Origin of the sequence: Paenarthrobacter sp. CCNWLY172, assembly GCF_037402035.1 — a bacterium.
GTDB lineage: Bacteria > Actinomycetota > Actinomycetes > Actinomycetales > Micrococcaceae > Arthrobacter.
In genome coordinates this window covers 111,245-129,661 of the sequence record NZ_JBBEGB010000007.1, presented here as the reverse complement: position 1 = coordinate 129,661, position 18,417 = coordinate 111,245, and the positions used below count along the sequence as shown (strand labels likewise).

The following is an 18,417-nucleotide window of genomic DNA, read 5'->3' as shown; positions in this document are numbered from 1 at the left end:
GCTGTGGTCTGGTGGCGCCGGGTTTGTTGGTTGTGGTGCCGGGTTTTGTGGGTTGTTGGGTTTTGTTCGCGTTCTTGTTCTGTTGGGGGCTGTGGTTGTGACCGAGTTCGTTGAGATGCCGTTGTTGCCGGATTCCGATGCTGGCCATGGTGGCCGGTTTGTGTATGGGGTTGCCGAGTCGGTGAAGGGTGCTTTTGAGTCCGCAGCGTCGCGGGTCCAGGAGCATTCGGGCTCGCGGACGCCGTTGGTGACCTCGGCGGGGGAGGATTTCCGGGGGCATTTTTCGGAGGTGTTCGCGGCGAACGCGGCTACGGCGTCCCGGGACGCGGAGTCCCTGGCCGCGGCGTTACGGACGGTGGCCGGGTATGTGGGGACCATGATTTCCGAGGCGCGGGACGAGGATGACCGGCGCCGGGAGAACAACGAGTGGGTGCGGCGGCATAACAACCGCAACTGGCTCGAAGAGGGCTGGGACAACCTTTGGGGTGAGGAGGCCCGTCCGAATATGGAGCCCGGCAGTGCGCCGTCGTTCCCTTCGGAGTCTCCGGCGTCGGGGCGGCGGGAGATCCCGGGCCCGGGTGGCGGGTACGGGGGCGGGACGTCCTCGGCCCGTCCGGAGTCGTTGCGGAGTTTCGCTGCGGGTTCCCGTGGCCTGGATGACGGGATCGCGTCGGTGCCGGGGTCCTTGGAGTCGGAGTTGTCTTCGTTCGCGGACCGGTGCGGGTGGGGCCGGATCGACGCCGCTGGTGTGGTGACGGCGTTCCGGGAGTATTTGCGGTTGAACGAGGCGGACGCGGCGTGGGCGGTGGTGGTCGCGGACGCGTTCGCTGCCGCCGGCAGCGAGGGCGCGGTCTCGACCCTCTCGGACGCGGCGGTGAACGAGGCACTGGCCGCGGCCGGGGTCTCGGCGAACCGGACGGGCCTGGTCATTGACCCGCCCACCGCGGCCGGGGCGATGCCCTCGTCCGGGTATGCGAATGATCCGGTGAACACGGCCACGGGTAACTTCATTGAACCCGAAACAGATCTTGGGTTCGCCGGGGCCAGCTCGGACCTGGTTCTCACCCGGATGTATAACTCCCTCGGTTCCGGCCTGGACACTGTTGGGGTGTTTGGTCCTGGGTGGGCCTCGGTCCTGGACCAGCACCTGGTCCTGACCGATGAGGGCTGCCGCTGGGTGCTGGCTGACGGCCGGGCGGTGGACTTCCCCCGCGAGGGTGCAGGCTGGGCCCGTGCGGTCGGGGAGAATTACTGGCTCACCCGCGAAGATGCCGGCACACCGTGGTTGGCGGAGCTGTCCTCGGTCCCTACAGGTGTCTCCGAGGTGTTGGTCGTGACCGATAACCAGGGCGGTTGGTGGGCTTACACGATCGCCGGGGTGTGGCTCGGGACCGGGGCGGGGTCCGGCCGGACCATCTCCGCCCACCGCCACACACCGGCTGCGCCGGATGCGGAGAGTTCGGTCGATGGCGGCGTGCCGGGGGTGGTTGACCGGTTGGTGCATGTCCGGGGCCGGTTCGTGGAGATCGACTACGTCGGTGGTGTTGTCGCGGTGGTTCGTTCATCGGATGGGCGGCGGGTTGAGTATGGTTACGACGCCACGGGCCGGTTGGTCACGGTGGGCACGGAGGCCGGCACGAGGGTGTATCGGTGGAACGAGCAGGGTCTGATCGCCTCGGTGGTTTCTGCTGCGGGTGTGGTGGAGGCCGAGAACAGCTATGACGAGGCCGGCCGTGTGGTTTGGCAGGTCACACAGCATGGGCGGCGGACGAGGTTCGCGTATTTACCGGGCCGGGTCACGGTGGTCTCCGATGAGGACGGGTCCCGGTCCAATTCCTGGGTCGCTGATTCCAAGGGCCGGCTGGTGGGGGTGTTGGACGCGGAGGACCGGCGCCAGTCCATGTCCTATGACGGACACGGGAACTTGGTGTCTTTGACTGAGCGTGACGGCGCGGTCACGGTCCACGGTTACGACACCCGCGGCCGGAAGATCCGCACCGTCACCCCCGAAGGCGCGGACCTGACCTACGGGTGGGACGAACACGACCGTCTGAGGACCTTGGTCACCGCATCCGGTGCCGTCGTGGCCTATGAGTACGCCGATGACCTGTCCCGGGACCCGTCCGTGATCGTGGACCCGCTGGGCGGCCGGACCGGGCTTCGGTGGCGGGACGGACTCCTGACCCAGGTCACCGACCCTGCCGGGGTGGTGATCGGTTTTGAGTACGACACGTTCGGAGACCTCATCGGAACGTCCAACGCGGCCGGTGACACTGCGAGGATCGTGCGGGACCGGGCGGGTCGTCCGGTGACGGCGTTGACCCCGTCGGGGGCTGAGACCCGGTTCAGTTACGACGATGCCGGGGTACTGGTGCGTCGGGTGGACCCGGACGGGGCGGTGTGGGCGTTCGAGCACGACACTGCGGGCCGGACCACCGCAATGATCGCCCCCGATGGGGGCCGGACCGTGTTCGAGTACGCCCCCAACGGGGAACTGGCCCGCACCACCGACCCGCTCGGCCGGGTCGTGGAACGGGTGTTTGATGAGCTCGGGAACCTCACCGCCGCGGTGCTGCCGGACGGGGCGAAGTGGGGGTTCACCCACGACAACCTCTCCCGGCTCGTCTCGGTCACGGACCCGGGCGGGCATGACTGGGTGCGGGAGTACGACACGGTCGGTGCCCTCACCGCCGTGATCGATCCGACCGGGGTCCGGACCGGCGCGGTCACCGACCGGACCAGCGGCACCGCGTCCTTGACCGATGCGTTCAGCACGAATACCTATAGTTTTGATGAGTACGGCCGCCCCACGAAAATCGAATCTGTCGACGGGTCCGCGGAGCTGGTGAGCTATGACGCGGCGGGGAACCCTGTCGAGTTGGTCGATGGTGAGGGCGGGTTGACGGTCCTGGGCCGCGATGCCGCGGGGAAGATCACCTCGATCACCTCCCCGACCGGGGCGGTGACCCGGTTCGAGTACGACCACTGCGGCCGACCCTTCCGCAGTGTTGACCCGGTCGGGGCGGTCACGGAACTGTCCTACAACCCGGACCAGCGCCTCACCGCGAGGAGACTGCCGACCGGGGAGGTCGAAACCTTCGCCTACGACGCCTGTGGGCGGTTGACCGCGAGGCATACGCCGGGGGAGGGGACGGCCCGGTACGGGTATGACAAGGTCGGGCGGCTGAGCTTCTCCCAGGATTCCTGGTACGGGACCCGCCGCTTTGAATACAACCTTGCCGGGGAGTTAGTGTCCACGACGAACGGGGTGGGGGGCAGGACCGGGTTCGAGTACGACACCCGCGGCCGCCTCACTAAGATCACCGACCCTTTGGGTGGGGTGACCACCCGGACGTATACGGCCACGGACAAGGTCGATAGTGTGACGGACCCGCTCGGCAGGGCCACCACGGCGACGTATGATCCGGCGGGCCGGCAGTTGTCGCAAACGGACCCTGACGGGCGCACGACCACCTGGACCTACGACGCTGCCGGCCGGGAAGCGACCACCGCGGTGGACGGGACACTGCTTGCCGCCATCGAACGCGACCTGGCGGGCCGACGGGTGGTCATCACGGACCACACGGGTGGGGCGGGGTATGCGGTGGAGCACGAACTGTGCTTTGACCGCCGCGGCCTCCTCACCCGAAAGTCCAACGGGAACGGGACGCAGGCGCTGGGGTGGGAGTACGACGGTGACGGGAACCGGATCGGGTTCACCGACCCCACCGGGACCACCACCCGCTACACCCGCGACCCCGCCGGGCGGGTTGTGAAGGTCTCGAACCCGTTGCTCGGGGACGCCACCTTCACCCACGACCCCTCCGGGCGCATCGTTTCGGCGACCGCCGGGAACTACACCCAGGAATGGGTCTACCGGGACGGGGACCTTGCAGAACACATCCGAACCACCACCGATGACCCAGGAACAGCTGATGTGACCCTGATTGGCCGGGAGGACGGCGGCAGGATCACTGGCCTGTCCCGGGGCGGGGTCACCACCCGGTACGGGTACGACACCGCCGGGCAACTGACCTCCGCCACCACCACCACCACAGAAACAGGAACCACCGCGAAGGTGGTGGGGTGGGAGTACGACGCCGGTGGGCGGCTTCTCCGCGAAACCACCCCCACCGGGGCCCGAACGTTTGAGTACGACGCCGCAGGCCAGCTCCTAACTGTGACGGAACCTGACGGTGCGGTCACCGAGTACGTGTATGACGGGTTGGGCCGACGGGTCAGGGTGATCGGGGCGGACGGGTCCTGGACCGAATATGCCTGGGGCCCCATCGGCTACCTCATCGGAACCATCGAGAAGGACCGGGACGGGGCCGAGGTGTCCCGGCACCGGCTCCACGTCGACGCGCTCGGTGAACTTGCCACCGTGGACGGGACATCGTTGTGGTGGGACACCGCCGCGCCCGTGCCGACCCTGGCCGGTGCCAACACCACGCAGGTGTTGTCCTTGCCCGGTGGGGTCACCGGCATCGGAGACGCGTGGACCGCGCCCGGGTGGCGTACCGCCCGCCCCACCGACCAACACGACCCCTGGGCCGTCCTCGGCACCCCCACCACCCCACACCCCACCACAACAACCAACGCAGGTGCAGGAGTAAGCTCCGCTGGTGGGTTGGCTAGTGTGTTGCCTGCCGGTATCGCGCTGACGGCAGGTGGCGGGATCGACGTCGCCGGGCTCGAATGGCTCGGCCGGCGCGCCTATGACCCGGCCACCCGGGGGTTCCTCTCCACCGACCCGCTCGCTCCGGTCCTGGGCGCGGGCTGGGACGGGAACCCCTATTCCTACGCCGGGAACAACCCCCTGAACACTACTGACCCCACTGGCTTGCGGCCCCTGACCGACGCTGACCTGAAAGCCTACGACGGCTCCTCCCGCGGCGCGTTCGCCGCAGCCGGGGACTGGTGGAAAGACAACTGGGAGTACGTCGCTGCCGGGGCCGCGATCGCCGTGGGTGTGGGACTGATGTTCACCGGTGTTGGAGGACCAGTTGGAATGGCCCTCGTCGGAGCGGCTGCGGGCGCGCTGACATCGGGCGGAGCTTCAGTGATCGTGCAGAAGGCTTCTTCTGGAAAAGTCGACATGGGAAAGGTATGGCAGGATGCCGCCATTGGCGCTGTCGGCGGTGGGTTTGGCGGGGCCGCGGGCGGTCTGCTGGCACGTGCTGCGAACGCGACTCGAGTGGCGACATCCATGGGCTCAACGTCGTCTCTCGTGACGAGGGCAAACACAGTGCTGGGAAGCACGACCGTTCGGAGCACCTTGTCAGCCGGTGTGGGCGGGTCGGGTAGCAACGTCGTGGCTTATGCCCTTGACGATAAAGAAGATCAGACGATCGGAGGGTACCTCGCCACGGCCGGAACCGGATTCTTGACCGGCGCTGGGGGATCCTGGGTTGTCGGCAAGGCGGGAGCCGCATGGGCTGATGACGTGGCTGCGCGCTTGCCCAATTGGACAGGCCCAATCTCCAGAGGCTCTCACAGCGGCGCACCCTACAATTGGGGTTCGGTCGTGACTGAGCAGGTGGTCAATCGGATCGGTGGTGGAATTGTGGGTGCAGTCAACACAGAGCTGCAGCCGGGTACTGCTACCACGGATGACCTCGTAAATGGAGCCGTTCAAGGATTTGCCAACGGTGCAACAGGCCCACTGAGCGGACGTCGTTCAAGTGGTTGGTGAGGAACAGGAAAATGGATGTCGAAGAACAATATCGATGCTTCAGAACAGCAGAACCCCAACCGCAGATCTAAGCGGTTCTGGAAGCTTACGGGAGTCCTTATCCTGGTAGCTGGTTTATTCGTTCTGCTTATTCCCACTTGGGATTCGATTGCAGTTGAAAGCATTCGTTGCAAGGTAGTTTCTGCATCGCCGAATACGAATTCAGGGGGCTCCAGAGGCTCCGCCTCGAGCGCTGGCGTTTTAGTCGAAACGTCGAACTGCGGAACGATTTCCATATCGCAAGGTATAACTTTTGAAAATCAACAGGAAATTTCTTCTTCTTTCGAAATTGGCAAAGATTATGAGTTTGATATTGGCTGGTTCTCTCGTGTTGTCATGAAGGACCTTAGGAGCGGCATTCCGTCGGCTCACGACTATCGATTGGTGCGCTGACCTCGGCCGCGGGGGGAGTTGTTGGCTGTGCGCTGGGCAAGAAAATTTCCGAAGCAACTGAAATTTGAGGAAGTGCTTTGGCTTGCTGCTAGCGCTGGAGCTTAGCTCACGTCTCCGTGGGGGCCCAGCGGCTCGATTTCTCTGTCTAGGGTGATAAGAAAAGAAACCAGAAGCAACAGCCTGCATCCTGACGGGCGCACGACCACGTGGACCTACGACACTGCGGGCCGGGAAGCGACCACCGCGGTGGACGGTGCATTGATCGCCGCCATCGAACGCGACCCAACCCGTCGCCGGGTGGTCATCACGGACCACTGCCGGGCAACTGGTCTCCGCCACCACCGACAGCCACAACGTGTCGGCGTCGGCGTCGGTGTTGGGGTGGGAGTACGACGCCGGTGGGCGGCTTCTCCGCGAAACCACCCCCACCGGGGCCCGAACGTTTGAGTACGACGCCGCAGGCCAGCTCCTAACTGTGACGGAACCTGACGGTGCGGTCACCGAGTACGTGTATGACGGGTTGGGCCGACGGGTCAGGGTGATCGGGGCGGACGGGTCCTGGACCGAATATGCCTGGGGCCCCATCGGCTACCTCACCGGAACCATCGAGAAGGACCGGGACGGGGCCGAGGTGTCCCGGCACCGGCGCCACGTCGACGCGCTCGGTGAACTTGCCACCGTGGACGGGGCGACGTTGTGGTGGGACACCGCCGCGCCCGTGCCGACCCTGGCCGGGATCAACACCACCCAGGTGTTGTCCTTGCCCGGTGGGGTCACCGGCACAGGCGCGGCGTGGACCGCGCCGGGGTGGCGTACCGCCCGCCCCACCGACCAACACGACCCCTGGGCCGTCCTCGGAACCCCCACCACCCCCACCCCGGGCAGTCCCACAACAAACGGTGCCGGGCTGGCTGGTGCCGGTGCTGGTGCGGGTTTGGGTGCCGGTGGTGTGTTGCCAGCCGGTATCGCCCTGACCGCTGGTGGCGGGATCGACATCGCCGGACTCGAATGGCTCGGCAAACGCGCCTACGACCCGGCTACCCGGGGCTTCCTTTCCACCGACCCTCTCGCCCCTGTCCTGGGCGCGGGCTGGGACGGGAACCCCTACTCCTACGCCGGGAACAACCCACTCAACACTTCTGACCCCACCGGCCTGCGGCCGCTCACCGACGCCGACCTGAAAGCCTACGACGGCTCCTCCCGCGGCGCCATCGCCGCAGCAGGCGACTGGCTCGGAGACAACTGGGAATACGTCGTCGGAGGGGCCGCTGTGGTCGGCGGGGCCGTGCTGATGTTCGTCCCCGGCGGCCAAGTCGCGGGCATGGGACTGATGAGCTTCGGCGCCGACGTAGTCATCCAAAAAGCAACCACCGGCCAAGTCAACTGGGGCCAAGCAGCCATCTCCGGCGGCGGAGTCGGGGTTGCCATTACTAAAACTGCTTCGCATATTGTTGGGAAAGTGGTGGCACAGCAGGCTGCGCGAAGCATGGCTTCAAACGCGACTTCGACACTGACCCGTGGGACAGGAAATGCCGCCGTCATCGCGCGGAGATTCGGTGCAGGTGTGATGAAAGACATGGTCGGGAGCGGGGCGTCAGGCAGTGTAGTTGGGGCGATAGATTACCTCCGCGAGCGCGTTCAGAAAGGAGGTCCTTGGACGGCCCAAGGACTGTTAGGGAGCGTTGCCGGAGGCGCCGCCACAAACGTTATCAGCGGGGCCCTTGGCCCTGCAGCGGGCCATGCTGCCACCAAGAGCCTCCAGTATGGTTCGACCCTTGGCATCAATATCGGCGCTGGATTCGCAGGCGAAATGGTGAAGAGTGGTGTGAACGGGGAAGCCTTCGACCCGCTAAAGTCCGGAGTGTCATCTGTGATGGCGGGTACAGGGTCTTCCACTCTGGCATCGCTGCGTGGCAAAATTCCGCAGGGTTACGGGGATCTTATCGGACCAAATACACCTTCCCCGATAAAGTACTTCAACTGGGGCAATGTGTTCACTGAGGCTGCTAATGGAGGGATAGGAACCGGTGCAAACTTTTACACGGATGAGATGTGGCCAAAATAGATGAAGAAGAATGAATCAGGTAATAAAACCCTAAGTGTCCGGGCCATTCCGGAGTGGTATTATTGGACTGGGGTTGTGGTTCCGGGAATTCTTGTGCTGATCCTGTGCGTCAACAGAACGGAAGAGTTCGGAATATCTGTATGGGTTGCTAACTTTATTGTTCTTATCCTCTGTGCCATAGCTGTTGGTTGCGTAACATATTGGAAATCAAATATTGCCGCCGCGCTATCGTTTGGTGCCGCGATCGTCTTAGGAAGTTTAGCCTTCGCTGGGCTTTCCCATGTCATTCCGGTGGCTGCGTTGACTGGGGGCGCATTATGGACGGGGTGCCCTCTGGGATTATTGATTGGACTGACATTGACTGCTGGTGAACGACGATAGGTGGGCGCTCGGACAAGGGGCTGGACGGAGGTTGCAATGGATGATGGTCCTGGTGGACAGGACATGCTTTCGGGAAATAGCTCACTGCTTGGCCCTACGTTTCTGGCCAAGCTACGGCGTCATCGGTGGAGTGCTGGTTTCCGGCATCAACCAGGACGCGGCCTGCCGCTGTGCGGTCACTAGTGATTGCACCTGGTAGGGCTGGGCGCGTTGTGAGGTGTGAGCTGTGCTTTGACCGGAGTAGCTGGGGACGCAAGTCTTAGGCTTGTTGGTATCGACGTTTAATGAGCTGGGAGGGGCCGTGGTGAATGATCCGGTAGATCCCAAATTGAGGAGCGATGTTCCGCAGCGGGAATTAGTAAGTGAAATTGCCTGGAAGTCGAAAAAGACATGCGTCTATATAGACGTAATTTGTATTGTCGGCTTTATTATTTGCCTTGGTGTTTCGATATTTGTCGTTGTGAATGTTCCCATTGATACCGGGATCATCTATTATGGGAAGCATATACCAATACCTTTTGCTCTTGCTCTACCTGTCGTTGGTCTTTTCCTATTTTGGGCAACGGAACGAGTGTTTAGTGAGAATCGCCCTCGTGAAAAAGCGCGCAAACTGCGCTATATTTCCGGACCAGCAACAATCTTTGTGCTCATTTCCTTTCAGGTGATGTTGGCCATAACAATCCTGCGCGAGGCTGGCAATTTTACATAAACAAGCGCGACAGAACGCGGTAGTCATCGTTGATGGTGGTTGTGAGTGAACGTCACGCCTGACGTGCGCGCCAAGACGCCAACCGACTTCGGTTGGCAAGGCCCGGCAGGCTAGCAGTCAACCGGAAGTCAGCAAATTTCCCATGTCAGTGGTCCAGACAGTCATTTCTAACTCCATGCCTATTGGCCCTCCTTCTCGGTGACTTGGGCGTGGGCCGCTTCTACTTCGGCAAATTTGGCACGGGTATCGCCAAACTGCTGACCCGGCACGCGGCGTATTTAGGTGATAGTAGCTCCGGCGCGTCGGTGAAAGCGGCACGGTTCGTGTCGCCGTCGTAATTCGACCACAGAGCCCGGACCCGGAGCCGGCCGGTATTGCCCTGACCGCTGGTGCCGGGATCGACATCGTCGGACTCAAATGGCTCGGCAAGCGCGCTTACGACCCGGTCACCCGGGGATTCCTCTCCACCGACCCCCTCGCCCCCGTCCTTGGCGCGGGCTGGGACGGCAACCCCTACTCCTACGCCGGAAACAACCCCCTCAACACCACCGACCCCACCGGCCTGCGGCCCCTGACCGACGCTGACCTGAAAGCCTACGACGGCTCCTCCCGCGGCGCCCTCGCAGCGACCGGGGACTGGCTCGGAGACAACTGGGAGTATTTGGCTGGTGGTGCGATGGTGATTGCTGGTGGTGTGTTGATGGCTACCGGTGTTGGTGGGCCGGTTGGTTTGGCCTTGATCGGTGCGGGTGCTGACACGATCATCCAGAAAGCAACCACCGGTTCGGTCAATTGGGGGCAGGTGGCCTTGACGGGTGCCGTTGGCGTGGTTGCAGGGCCGTTGGCTGGGAAGGTCAGCAGCGTTGTGACGGCAGGGCTCGGTCGGGCTGGTACGGCAGTGAGTACGCAGTTGCTTCCTGCGATGGGCCGTGCGGGCTCCGTGGTTGCGTCGGGTGCGGCCAGGGCAGGATCTGCTGTGTCGGCTGTGGGTTCGCGTGTTGGGACTGCGGTCACTGCGGGGGTGTCCCGTGTCAGTGCCGGTGCGGGGAGTTACTTGTCGCAGTTGTCGGCCCAGCAGATGGGCCGGGCGGCACTGACGAATGGGATATCGGGGGGACTAGGCAACACAGGCATGTACCTTGTACAGCGATCACCGAACGAGTGGAAACCCGAGGGCGTCCTCGGAGCTGCAGGTGGCGGTATCGTCAGCGGAGCCATTGGCTCCCAAGCGGGCTATTTAGCCCAACCGCTGACAGGTCGGTTCTCGTCATTCGTTCAATACGGTGTCGGCGCGGGAGGATCACTCGCTGGTGGCTCCGTTGATCATGCGATTCGTGGTGAGGGCTACGGAGCCGCGGAGATGGTCTATGACGGACTGGGCGGGGGGCTGCTTACACGCTTCCCAGGGGCCGCGGAACTGAGTCCCAATCCAGGCTGGATGACTCACAGCATGGCAGCCTACGGCGGAGCGCATGCCGGGGCTATCGTTGAAAGCGTGAAATTTGTGGGCAATGAAGTTGTAAAGCAAGGAACAGGGGCGCCACTGTGGTAGATGATGAGAATGGTGCAAAGGGGAATTCGGAGGCAAAGGATGATTTCACGGATGAAGATCTGCGATTGGGAAGGAAATCCTGTAGATATATAGACATACTTTGCGTGATTGTCGCATTGCTTTGTGTAGGTATTGCAGTGTTTGTTTTCACTCACGTCCCTTGGGATACGCGAATGCCCTACGACGGAAGGTTTGATCGCTCTGGCAATGGGATTCCAATGCGGATGGCCATGCTCATTGTGTTTCTTGTGCTCTTCCTCTTTTGGCGGTCCGGTAGAAAGCCCGATGCGCACCGGATGCGAAAGGGATCTCGCGTCGGGACCTACATTCTAGGAACAGCCATGATCATGGCATGTCTTGCTGGCCAGTGGGTTATGGGTCAGTCCATCCTTACTGCAGGCGGTTACTTCGGAACTTAGTATTTCTTTCCGTTCTGTGGTGGCGTGAATTTTCCGGTCTTGGGTGGAGACGACATCTCGTTGAGGTCGCTTTCCGGGTTTGGCATGGGGCGCGCTGCTGAGTCTGCCTCTACTGCTACGCCGGGAACAATCCCCTCAACACTCCTGACCCGACCGGGTTGCGGGCCCCTGAACGACGCGGACCTGAAAGCAACGACGGCTCATCCCGTGGCGGCCTCGCCGCAGCAGGATGAGTGCTGAAGTATTGAAGGAGCGAGGGGTTTGAGCACAAATGTCGTTGTTGACGAGTTGTGGAAGTGAACTAAGATGATCTCGAAGCAAAGGGTGTATGCGCCAACTAAACGAGTCGCTCCGGAATGGTATTACTGGACCGGGAGCGTTATACCGGGAATTCTCATGCTGGTTCTGTGCGTCAATAGGACTGAAGAGTACGGAATATCCGTTTGGATTGCTAACGCTATTGTCCTTGTTGCTACTGCCCTTGGCATTGGATGTGTGACGTATTGGAAATCCAACTTCGCCGCCACGTTATCGTTTGGTGCCACCATCATCCTAGGCAGCTTAGCCTTCGCAGTTCTTTCCAATGTTATCCCGGTGATTGGCTTGACGGGCGGTGCGCTGTGGACGGGATGCCCTCTCGGCCCATTGATTGGCTTGACGCTGACTGCCGGTGAACATCGTTAGCTTTTAGCTGGTGACTGTGTTTGTGTTCAGTGCACCAGATGGCTTGAGCTGCCAAAAAGGGAGGTTTCGCGGGAAGGTCTAATTCGTGAGGTTTCCACTTCTGATCAGTGGTTATTCGTTCTGCTCATTCAAGTTATCTTCTACGGAAGAGATTATCGGGCGCAGAACGTTTGCGTTCGGAAGATAGTTGTTTGTTGGTTTCTATAGATATTTCTGGGAAGGACATGGAGACAGATGGATATGAAGACTGTTGATCCTGCAGGCGGAGGCGTTGCGGAGGTTAAAGGTTCGGGTGAGCTGGCTGGTCCTCTATATGGAGCGTCGTTTGGTAAGTCGGTGAAGCGGTTCTTTGCCAAGTATGCGAAGTTCGCTGGTCGCGCCTCGCGGAGTGAGTTCTGGTGGAGTCAGCTTTTCGTTTTCCTGGTGATGGTGGTCCCATACCTCGTGATGACTGTCGGGTTCGTGGCCAGTACTCCTGGGCTCAACAGAACCCTAATGTGCAATCCATGGGTTTCGATCCGGCCACCGGTAAAGAAGTGTTCTATGAGGCCGCTCCTGGTATCGTGAATGCCCCGACTGGAAGCCTCATGGTGGTAGGTTTCATTCTCGTCGTTGTTCTGGGGCTGGCCATTGTGGTGCCTCAGCTGTCGTTGCTTTGGCGGCGTTTGCATGATGCAAATCTTGCGGGTCCGCTTGCGTTCGTTGGGCTTGTTCCGATGGTCGGCGGACTGGCTGTTTTGATTTTGGCGCTTATGCCGTCCAAGGAGGAAGGTCGGCGCTTCGACCCCCGCTGACGGGCGACGGCAGTTCGCAGGGTTACACTGGCGATCGCTCGACGGAACCTACTGGATGGTGCTGGATTAAGTGCATCTGGCTGTTCCGCAAATTGCACCGGAACGCATCGGTCTGGCGCCGTTCACGCAGTGATGAGCCCAGTAAGCATGCTGGAACTAGTACTTAATAGCTGCAAGCAATGAATTGACGAAACCCGAGAGGGAGTATGAGGACTCCTGCTACCTGCCAGAGCCTCTGAAACTTCCGCCTGGGAGCCTTGCCTTCAGAAGGTCTATTTCTATTGGACATCGTCTTCCTGTCACACCGATGTCGAACTCGAACACACTGCCTTTCATGAAAGACGACGCAATCTTCTCTTTATTTTGGAAAGTTACTCCTTGGGACACCGAAATGCTTCCGCAATTAGAAGTCTGCACTAAAACACCGGCAGTAGATGCTGACCCCCTCGATCCGCCTGAACTAGTACGCGGCTCAGCCGAAACCACCTCGCATCGGATACTTTCTACGGCAATGGAGTCCCATACCCGAGCCTGCTGCGCTGATCCTTCAGCAGATTCGCCAGGAAGCCCGCCGGCGAGGGTGGGGCACATACATGCACGGCGATCCTAGCCCGTCGGATGGGAAATTAGCGGAGGGTGCTCACATTCAAATCAGGCCCCCACACATGGTCATTACGGTTAACGTCTCGGAAACGCGCGGGACTGGTTCCGAAAGGCAGAAATACTATGTTCGAACAGACCCGAAGACTCCTGCGTGGATGCGCGACAGGCAGAACACTTTTGTTCCCACGGGTCAGCTTGAAGTCAGTTGGGGTGGTTCCACGGGCGCGCCACTTTCCCTGCCGCGGTTCTTTCGTGAAGCAGAAGCTGAATCCACATTCGCCCTAAGGCGTAGGGAAGAAGACCTGCGGCTGGCTCGCTTGGCTGACGATCACATGCCCGAGCTCCGCAGAGTAGTCGGACGCTCCATACTTGTGCAGAGGCAGCTTGCTGAATTCGAGAAGCGCTTCGAGGTATGGAAGCAGGTCACTGAAAGACGCGCGTTCCTGTCTCGTCTGCAAGAGGCCAGCGAAGGCTTAACTGGTGACGACTTCCAGGCGCACAGTGCATGGATAGCAGCCTCCAAGGCACACGTGGACACCTTGGAGAGTGAAGTTCTGAGAGCGGCACCTTCGCTAGACGCTACGACAGAAGATGTCTACGCGTACATAGGCTTGCGGGGCTAGTTCTTGCCAGTTGAAAGGTACTCCAGGTCTGATTCCATGTCCTCGTACGGGCTGCGCACAACCACGGCGCCGCGGTCCTCCTCGTTGAGTTCAGCCATCATCGTCTGGAAACCCTCAGGGTCAAACTTCGCCATGCCCATGAGGGTACGCGGAGGGGCGGACAAAGTTTGATGATCACAACTCCCGCCTAGGCCCAGGAGGCCAAATGAGTTCCACCGTTCATCAACAACTGTTCAAGGTGCTGGCGCTGTGCATCGTCATGTCTCCGCTCGCAGCTACTGGTTGCGCAGGGCCCGGTGGAGCTGCGGAGGCCGGCGCTCCCTCTTCGGCAACATCGACCCCTACGCCTACGCCGACTCCCACGGCGTCCGCCGAACAGTTCGCGAGCATCATCACCGAACGTGAAGAGGCCTGGCGTGAGTACGAAGACAACATTGTTGCCTGCGCCTTGGCGTCGATAGGGGACACCGCCATTGATTTCGCCAAGCGGACTACCTGCGGGTACTCCGTGAGCACGGTGGCGTTGACTGCGAAGCAAGCGGCTGTTCAGGTCCGAAGGCTTCCTACCCCGCCTGCTGAGTTGCAAAGCCTGGTCGCCCGGACGCTTACCAGCTTGGATGTCCTGGGCCAAGAATCCTGCACCGATCGCCTGCGAAGACAAACGAAGCGAAGCCTGCGATGCCGCAATTACCCAGGCCAACGGGGAAATCAGGCCGCTCATCACCGTTCTTGACGCTTGGAAGCCGTACACGCGCTAATCGATAGCGGCCCGAAGCGACGGGCAACTCCGAAGGTATTACACCCAGGAGGCCCACCTGGCCAGACCGTCAGCTTTCCGTGCAGCCGATCTTCCAGCGGAATTTCTTTCCGGGTCGGGAACACACCGAGTATTTCCGCCGAGGCTTATCTCATATTTACCGGTAGTGAGTCCCAAGACGAATTTCTCGGGCTAAGACTACAGTTGTTTTGACGAAGTTCTCGCCTCCGTACCGGCATACTTCACGGCATCACCCGGAAAACCGGCCTTTTTGGAACGGAGAACCTGCACCGCGGAATCGGCTCTGATCAGAGAGAAACGTGCTGTAACAGCTCTACTTTGCGGTCGACGAGGTGCTGGGGTTGGCAGGGAGGCCGAAATTTTCGGGATACAGCTCTTTGTAGATTGCGGTTTGGTCCCCGGCAACGCAGACGCTGTCCATCTCCAGACTGGAGCCTTTTACATTTGCGGTGAAGGAGATTCGGTGTCCGTCGTTCCCGGCAGCGTTGAGGTCGATGAGCCCTGGATCCCGTGGTTCGGTTTGCGTAGTGAAACCCTTGGATTCCCAGAACGCCTTGACCAGCTCCACAGACGCTTCCAAATCGAGGGGCTCCATAGTTTGGCTCAGGACGCTGTAGTTCACGCCGTCTTTGCCGTCGCTGGTGCTGCAGCTCATGTTTCGGAGACCTTCGTCCTTCCACTTCTGGGGTCCGATAGCTTTTTGGGTTTCCGTTTTGAAGGCGTGGAGGTCCGCGAGGGCCTGTTTAAGTTCTTCGACCTGGGCTTTGACGGTTGCGGGGTCGCTGGGATTGCTTGAGCCGGTCATGGTGTTCTCCGGGGTAGGGGGCGTGCAGGCACTCAGTGCAATGCTCGCGCAAAACAACGCGACAATTATGCGGCGCGCCTTTAGACGGTTCTTGGGTTCATGGGGCATGCGGTTCACTCTTCCTGAGTTGTTCACCGGCCCGCAAATCCGGCCGGTGGCGATACTGGTCGTGCGCCTGGCAGGATACGGTCTCCGTTGCCGGTTGTTGTCAGGGCCGCCTCGTACAGAGCGGCGGTGTCCTTGTTTAGATACCCGTAGCCGTTGCCGCCATTTTCATGTACCAGTGTGTTGTGTTCTGTGGTGCCGTGATATTGGGTCCCGTCGATCGTGGCCTCTTCTGAGGAGAACACTTTCGCGCCGAAGGATTCCAGGCGCGGATCCTGGCGCAGGAAGCGGCCCATTTGGGCCAGTCCATCGCCTGCGGCGTGGGTGGCGTAGACCTGGCCGGCTGGGACGTGGAGGTCTCCGGTGTTTCGGATCTCTTTTTCTATGCCGGCGGAGCCGAGCATCGTGAAGGAGGCGACGCGCAAATCCGCAGCAGCAAGAGCGTTGGACGTCACGGTGGTGCCGTAGGAATGGGCCAGTACGTTCAGGGTTTCCGGGGTCCTGTTGCCCAAACCCTCTCTGACGGCGTTGAACCCCTGAAGGTCTGCGACGAACCGGTCGGCACCGGCCCGGGCGGCATCGCCGCTGTTCACGGTCGGAACAGTGGGAGGCTCGTAGTTGATCCATGCCACCACCGCAAAGGACTTGCCCGGGTCGTTTCGGCTTTGTCGCTTCTGGAGGTTCGCGGCGTTTGTTGCCCAGTCGTTGAAGCCGCTTTGCGGTGTGATGAGCATGCCGGACACTGCGTAGGTAACGTTGTCGGCCGTATCGGGGTTGCCCGCAGAGACCTGTGCCTTCGGTGGGCCGTGGGTGAGGTCGAAACCGAGCAGGGCAGCTTCGCCTGAGGCTCCCGCGTTGACGAGGGCTTGACCGATACCGTCAAGGGCTTTCTGCTGCGTTTGCAGCTGTATCCAGTGCGGGTTTTGAATGGACCGCCCTGTGCTGGTGAACAAGGACTCCGGCGTCCTGGCGAGTTCGGCGTTGATGCGCTCCTGCTCGGTAAAGAGACGTATCCGGTTGGCTTCATTCCGGGCAGTGGCGGTGACTCCGTTCAGGTTCCCGATAACCCCGGGGAGGGCTTCGATCAGGAGCTTCTGACTAGCACCGGGTTTAATTGTTCTGCCGGCGACGGTCTGGGGCGGCGAGCCAGGCTTTCAATTGATCGGCGTTCAGGGCCCCGACGTCATTCAAACCGACTTGCCCGGCTGGCGCGTACTGTATGAGGGCGCTGTTGAGCATGGTGTCAACCATGGAACCGCTGCCGGCTGTTTCGAATGCCGCGGCGATCTGCTCAAGCCAAGCCGCGTCAGCGGCGTTCTGCATCAGAAGCTGCTCGAAACCGGACACAACTGTGACAATGCCCATGTTCACCCAGGAACACGATGCGGTGAATCCGCTCCACGCGCTCCGGACTCTCCCCAGCTCCGCGTCCAGGATGTTCGAGGAGGCGCGGGACTGGGCTACAAATTCCCGCAGCTTTCCAGGATCAGCCGAGCTGGTTGCGCCCCCCGCTCCGCCGGCGAACCGGGCCCGGTCCCTCGCCGAGAACACCGCTGAAATCGTCGGTGCAGCGACCGGCCATTCCATGGGCATCGGATCGCTCGCCACGCTCTGGAAAGTCTGAAAGTGTTGTTCACGGATATCGGCGCGTTGCCGCCAGGCGGTGAGTTTCTTTAGCCGAGACTTCTCCTCCTGCGCTTTGAGCTTTGCTTGCCGGACGTCCTCCGCCAACGCTGCGAGAACCCCGGCAAGCCTGGCGCGGTCATCAGCCCTGATGGCACAAGCCTGGGTGAATAGCTGCGCGTATCCGCCTTTGAAGTCCTCCACAGCATGATCCATGGTCCCGTCCAGGAACCCACCCTCGCCACGCAGAACCTGATCCGCTGAATCAGCAGCACTGATCACAGCGTCGGCAGCGCCATCATTAAAGACAATCCCGACGTCCGCGCCGTCACCAAAGTTAAAACTCATGCCCGTCCCCCATAAAGCGAACAATAAATCCAACGATTAGCATAACCCATGTAGCCGGCCCAAGGACTCCACAGCTGCAGGACTTTAGAATGGATGAATGCCCGATGAAATGAATAAGCGCCGGTTCCTGACGATTGAGCAGGTCGCGGAGGAACTCGCAACCAGTCAGGTGCAGATCCGTTCCATGCTCAAGTCAGGCCAAGTCAAGGGGACAAGCGCGTCCTACCGGAAGCCCCTCGCAGCAAACCTGACTGCATCCTCCATGGTGTGCCACATGATAGTTCCATCGACCGGTCGATTAAGCGGCTTCGTGAAGTAACTCGGATCCGGTCCATCATCCTTTACAAGTACGCCGATCTCTTCCGAACCCTCATCCCAGACTCTGCGGATCATCCACTCATTAAGGTTGCGATCTTGGTTGGTGACCTCGTACGTGTACTGGCCGATCTTGAGGCGCAAATACACAATTTCGTCTTCCCTGCTCATGGCATATCCCTTCAACCTAGACTCAGTTTCAGACGCTCTAGATCACGCAGTTTCACAGTCGGGTGTGGGCAGAATGTGGGCAGACGGCTAGCCCGAACACAGCAAAAGGCCCCGCCTCCCTTATAAACAAAGGGAAGCAGGGCCTTTCTCATTGGCGGTGACGGTGGGATTTGAACCCACGTTGGCTTTTACACCAAACAACATTTCGAGTGTTGCACCTTCGGCCGCTCGGACACGTCACCAACTGAAATAGGCTACCCGAGATTGGCCCGGTTCCCCAAAACGAGCCCCTCTGGACCCTGCCCAATAAGCAGG

General features: G+C 60.9%; 15 protein-coding genes, 1 tRNA gene and 1 pseudogene. 11 read left to right on the top strand and 6 right to left on the bottom strand.

The window, feature by feature from the left end:
* Positions 1 to 97: 97 nt before the first annotated feature.
* From WBN73_RS12760 to WBN73_RS12725, 10 genes and pseudogenes are all read left to right on the top strand, one after another.
* Positions 98 to 5,695 carry a DUF6531 domain-containing protein gene (locus tag WBN73_RS12760; RefSeq protein ID WP_337340423.1) on the top strand — a complete coding sequence of 1,866 codons (5,598 nt, stop codon included), beginning with the start codon at positions 98 to 100 and terminating at the stop codon, positions 5,693 to 5,695.
* A 15-nt stretch (positions 5,696 to 5,710) separates the two neighbouring features.
* A complete protein-coding gene (locus tag WBN73_RS12755; protein ID WP_207596280.1) occupies positions 5,711 to 6,127 on the top strand; it encodes a hypothetical protein in 417 nt (138 codons plus the stop codon).
* A gap of 355 nt (positions 6,128 to 6,482) precedes the next feature.
* Positions 6,483 to 8,192: an RHS repeat-associated core domain-containing protein gene (locus tag WBN73_RS12750; protein WP_337340422.1), complete on the top strand. Its 1,710-nt coding sequence runs from the start codon at positions 6,483 to 6,485 to the stop codon at positions 8,190 to 8,192.
* Positions 8,193 to 8,573, top strand: a complete 381-nt coding sequence (locus WBN73_RS12745) for a hypothetical protein (RefSeq protein ID WP_280626714.1) — start codon at positions 8,193 to 8,195, stop codon at positions 8,571 to 8,573.
* A gap of 304 nt (positions 8,574 to 8,877) precedes the next feature.
* Positions 8,878 to 9,282: a hypothetical protein gene (locus tag WBN73_RS12740; protein ID WP_157731599.1), complete on the top strand. Its 405-nt coding sequence runs from the start codon at positions 8,878 to 8,880 to the stop codon at positions 9,280 to 9,282.
* 92 nt (positions 9,283 to 9,374) lie between these two features.
* Positions 9,375 to 9,620, top strand: coding sequence for an NINE protein (locus WBN73_RS12735; protein WP_089593720.1), 246 nt, complete (start codon positions 9,375 to 9,377; stop codon positions 9,618 to 9,620).
* A pseudogene (locus tag WBN73_RS21450) lies at positions 9,620 to 9,835 on the top strand (RHS repeat-associated core domain-containing protein); the annotation flags it as partial. The gene WBN73_RS12735 and the pseudogene WBN73_RS21450, both read left to right, overlap by 1 nt.
* A gap of 123 nt (positions 9,836 to 9,958) precedes the next feature.
* Positions 9,959 to 10,834, top strand: a complete 876-nt coding sequence (locus WBN73_RS12730; RefSeq protein ID WP_280626717.1) for a hypothetical protein — start codon at positions 9,959 to 9,961, stop codon at positions 10,832 to 10,834.
* Between the two features lie 1,337 nt (positions 10,835 to 12,171).
* Positions 12,172 to 12,504, top strand: a complete 333-nt coding sequence (locus WBN73_RS21445; RefSeq protein WP_443193261.1) for a DUF805 domain-containing protein — start codon at positions 12,172 to 12,174, stop codon at positions 12,502 to 12,504.
* On the top strand, positions 12,444 to 12,731 hold the full coding sequence (locus WBN73_RS12725; protein ID WP_280626719.1) for a DUF805 domain-containing protein: 288 nt from the start codon (positions 12,444 to 12,446) through the stop codon (positions 12,729 to 12,731). Before WBN73_RS21445 ends, WBN73_RS12725 begins: the two co-directional genes overlap by 61 nt.
* Positions 12,732 to 13,953: 1,222 nt before the next feature.
* On the opposite strand, the gene WBN73_RS12720 is transcribed toward WBN73_RS12725, so the two are convergent.
* A complete protein-coding gene (locus tag WBN73_RS12720) occupies positions 13,954 to 14,091 on the bottom strand; it encodes a hypothetical protein (RefSeq protein WP_337340421.1) in 138 nt (45 codons plus the stop codon).
* A 71-nt stretch (positions 14,092 to 14,162) separates the two neighbouring features.
* Between WBN73_RS12720 and WBN73_RS12715 the strand changes: the two genes are divergently transcribed.
* The gene (locus WBN73_RS12715) at positions 14,163 to 14,690 is read left to right on the top strand and encodes a hypothetical protein (RefSeq protein ID WP_280626723.1); all 528 of its coding nucleotides are present in this window, start codon (positions 14,163 to 14,165) and stop codon (positions 14,688 to 14,690) included.
* Between the two features lie 358 nt (positions 14,691 to 15,048).
* On the opposite strand, the gene WBN73_RS12710 is transcribed toward WBN73_RS12715, so the two are convergent.
* From WBN73_RS12710 to WBN73_RS12690, 5 genes are all read right to left on the bottom strand, one after another.
* Positions 15,049 to 15,648 carry a hypothetical protein gene (locus tag WBN73_RS12710; RefSeq protein WP_207596282.1) on the bottom strand — a complete coding sequence of 200 codons (600 nt, stop codon included), beginning with the start codon at positions 15,646 to 15,648 and terminating at the stop codon, positions 15,049 to 15,051.
* A gap of 23 nt (positions 15,649 to 15,671) precedes the next feature.
* Entirely contained in the window at positions 15,672 to 16,598 is a 927-nt protein-coding gene (locus WBN73_RS12705) for an alpha/beta hydrolase (RefSeq protein ID WP_337340420.1), read from the bottom strand.
* Between the two features lie 157 nt (positions 16,599 to 16,755).
* On the bottom strand, positions 16,756 to 17,616 hold the full coding sequence (locus WBN73_RS12700; RefSeq protein WP_337340419.1) for a hypothetical protein: 861 nt from the start codon (positions 17,614 to 17,616) through the stop codon (positions 16,756 to 16,758).
* Between the two features lie 222 nt (positions 17,617 to 17,838).
* Complete coding sequence (locus WBN73_RS12695) at positions 17,839 to 18,102, bottom strand: hypothetical protein (RefSeq protein WP_207596284.1); 264 nt, start codon at positions 18,100 to 18,102, stop codon at positions 17,839 to 17,841.
* Positions 18,103 to 18,254: 152 nt separating this feature from the next.
* Positions 18,255 to 18,344, bottom strand: a tRNA-Ser gene (locus tag WBN73_RS12690).
* Positions 18,345 to 18,417: the final 73 nt, after the last annotated feature.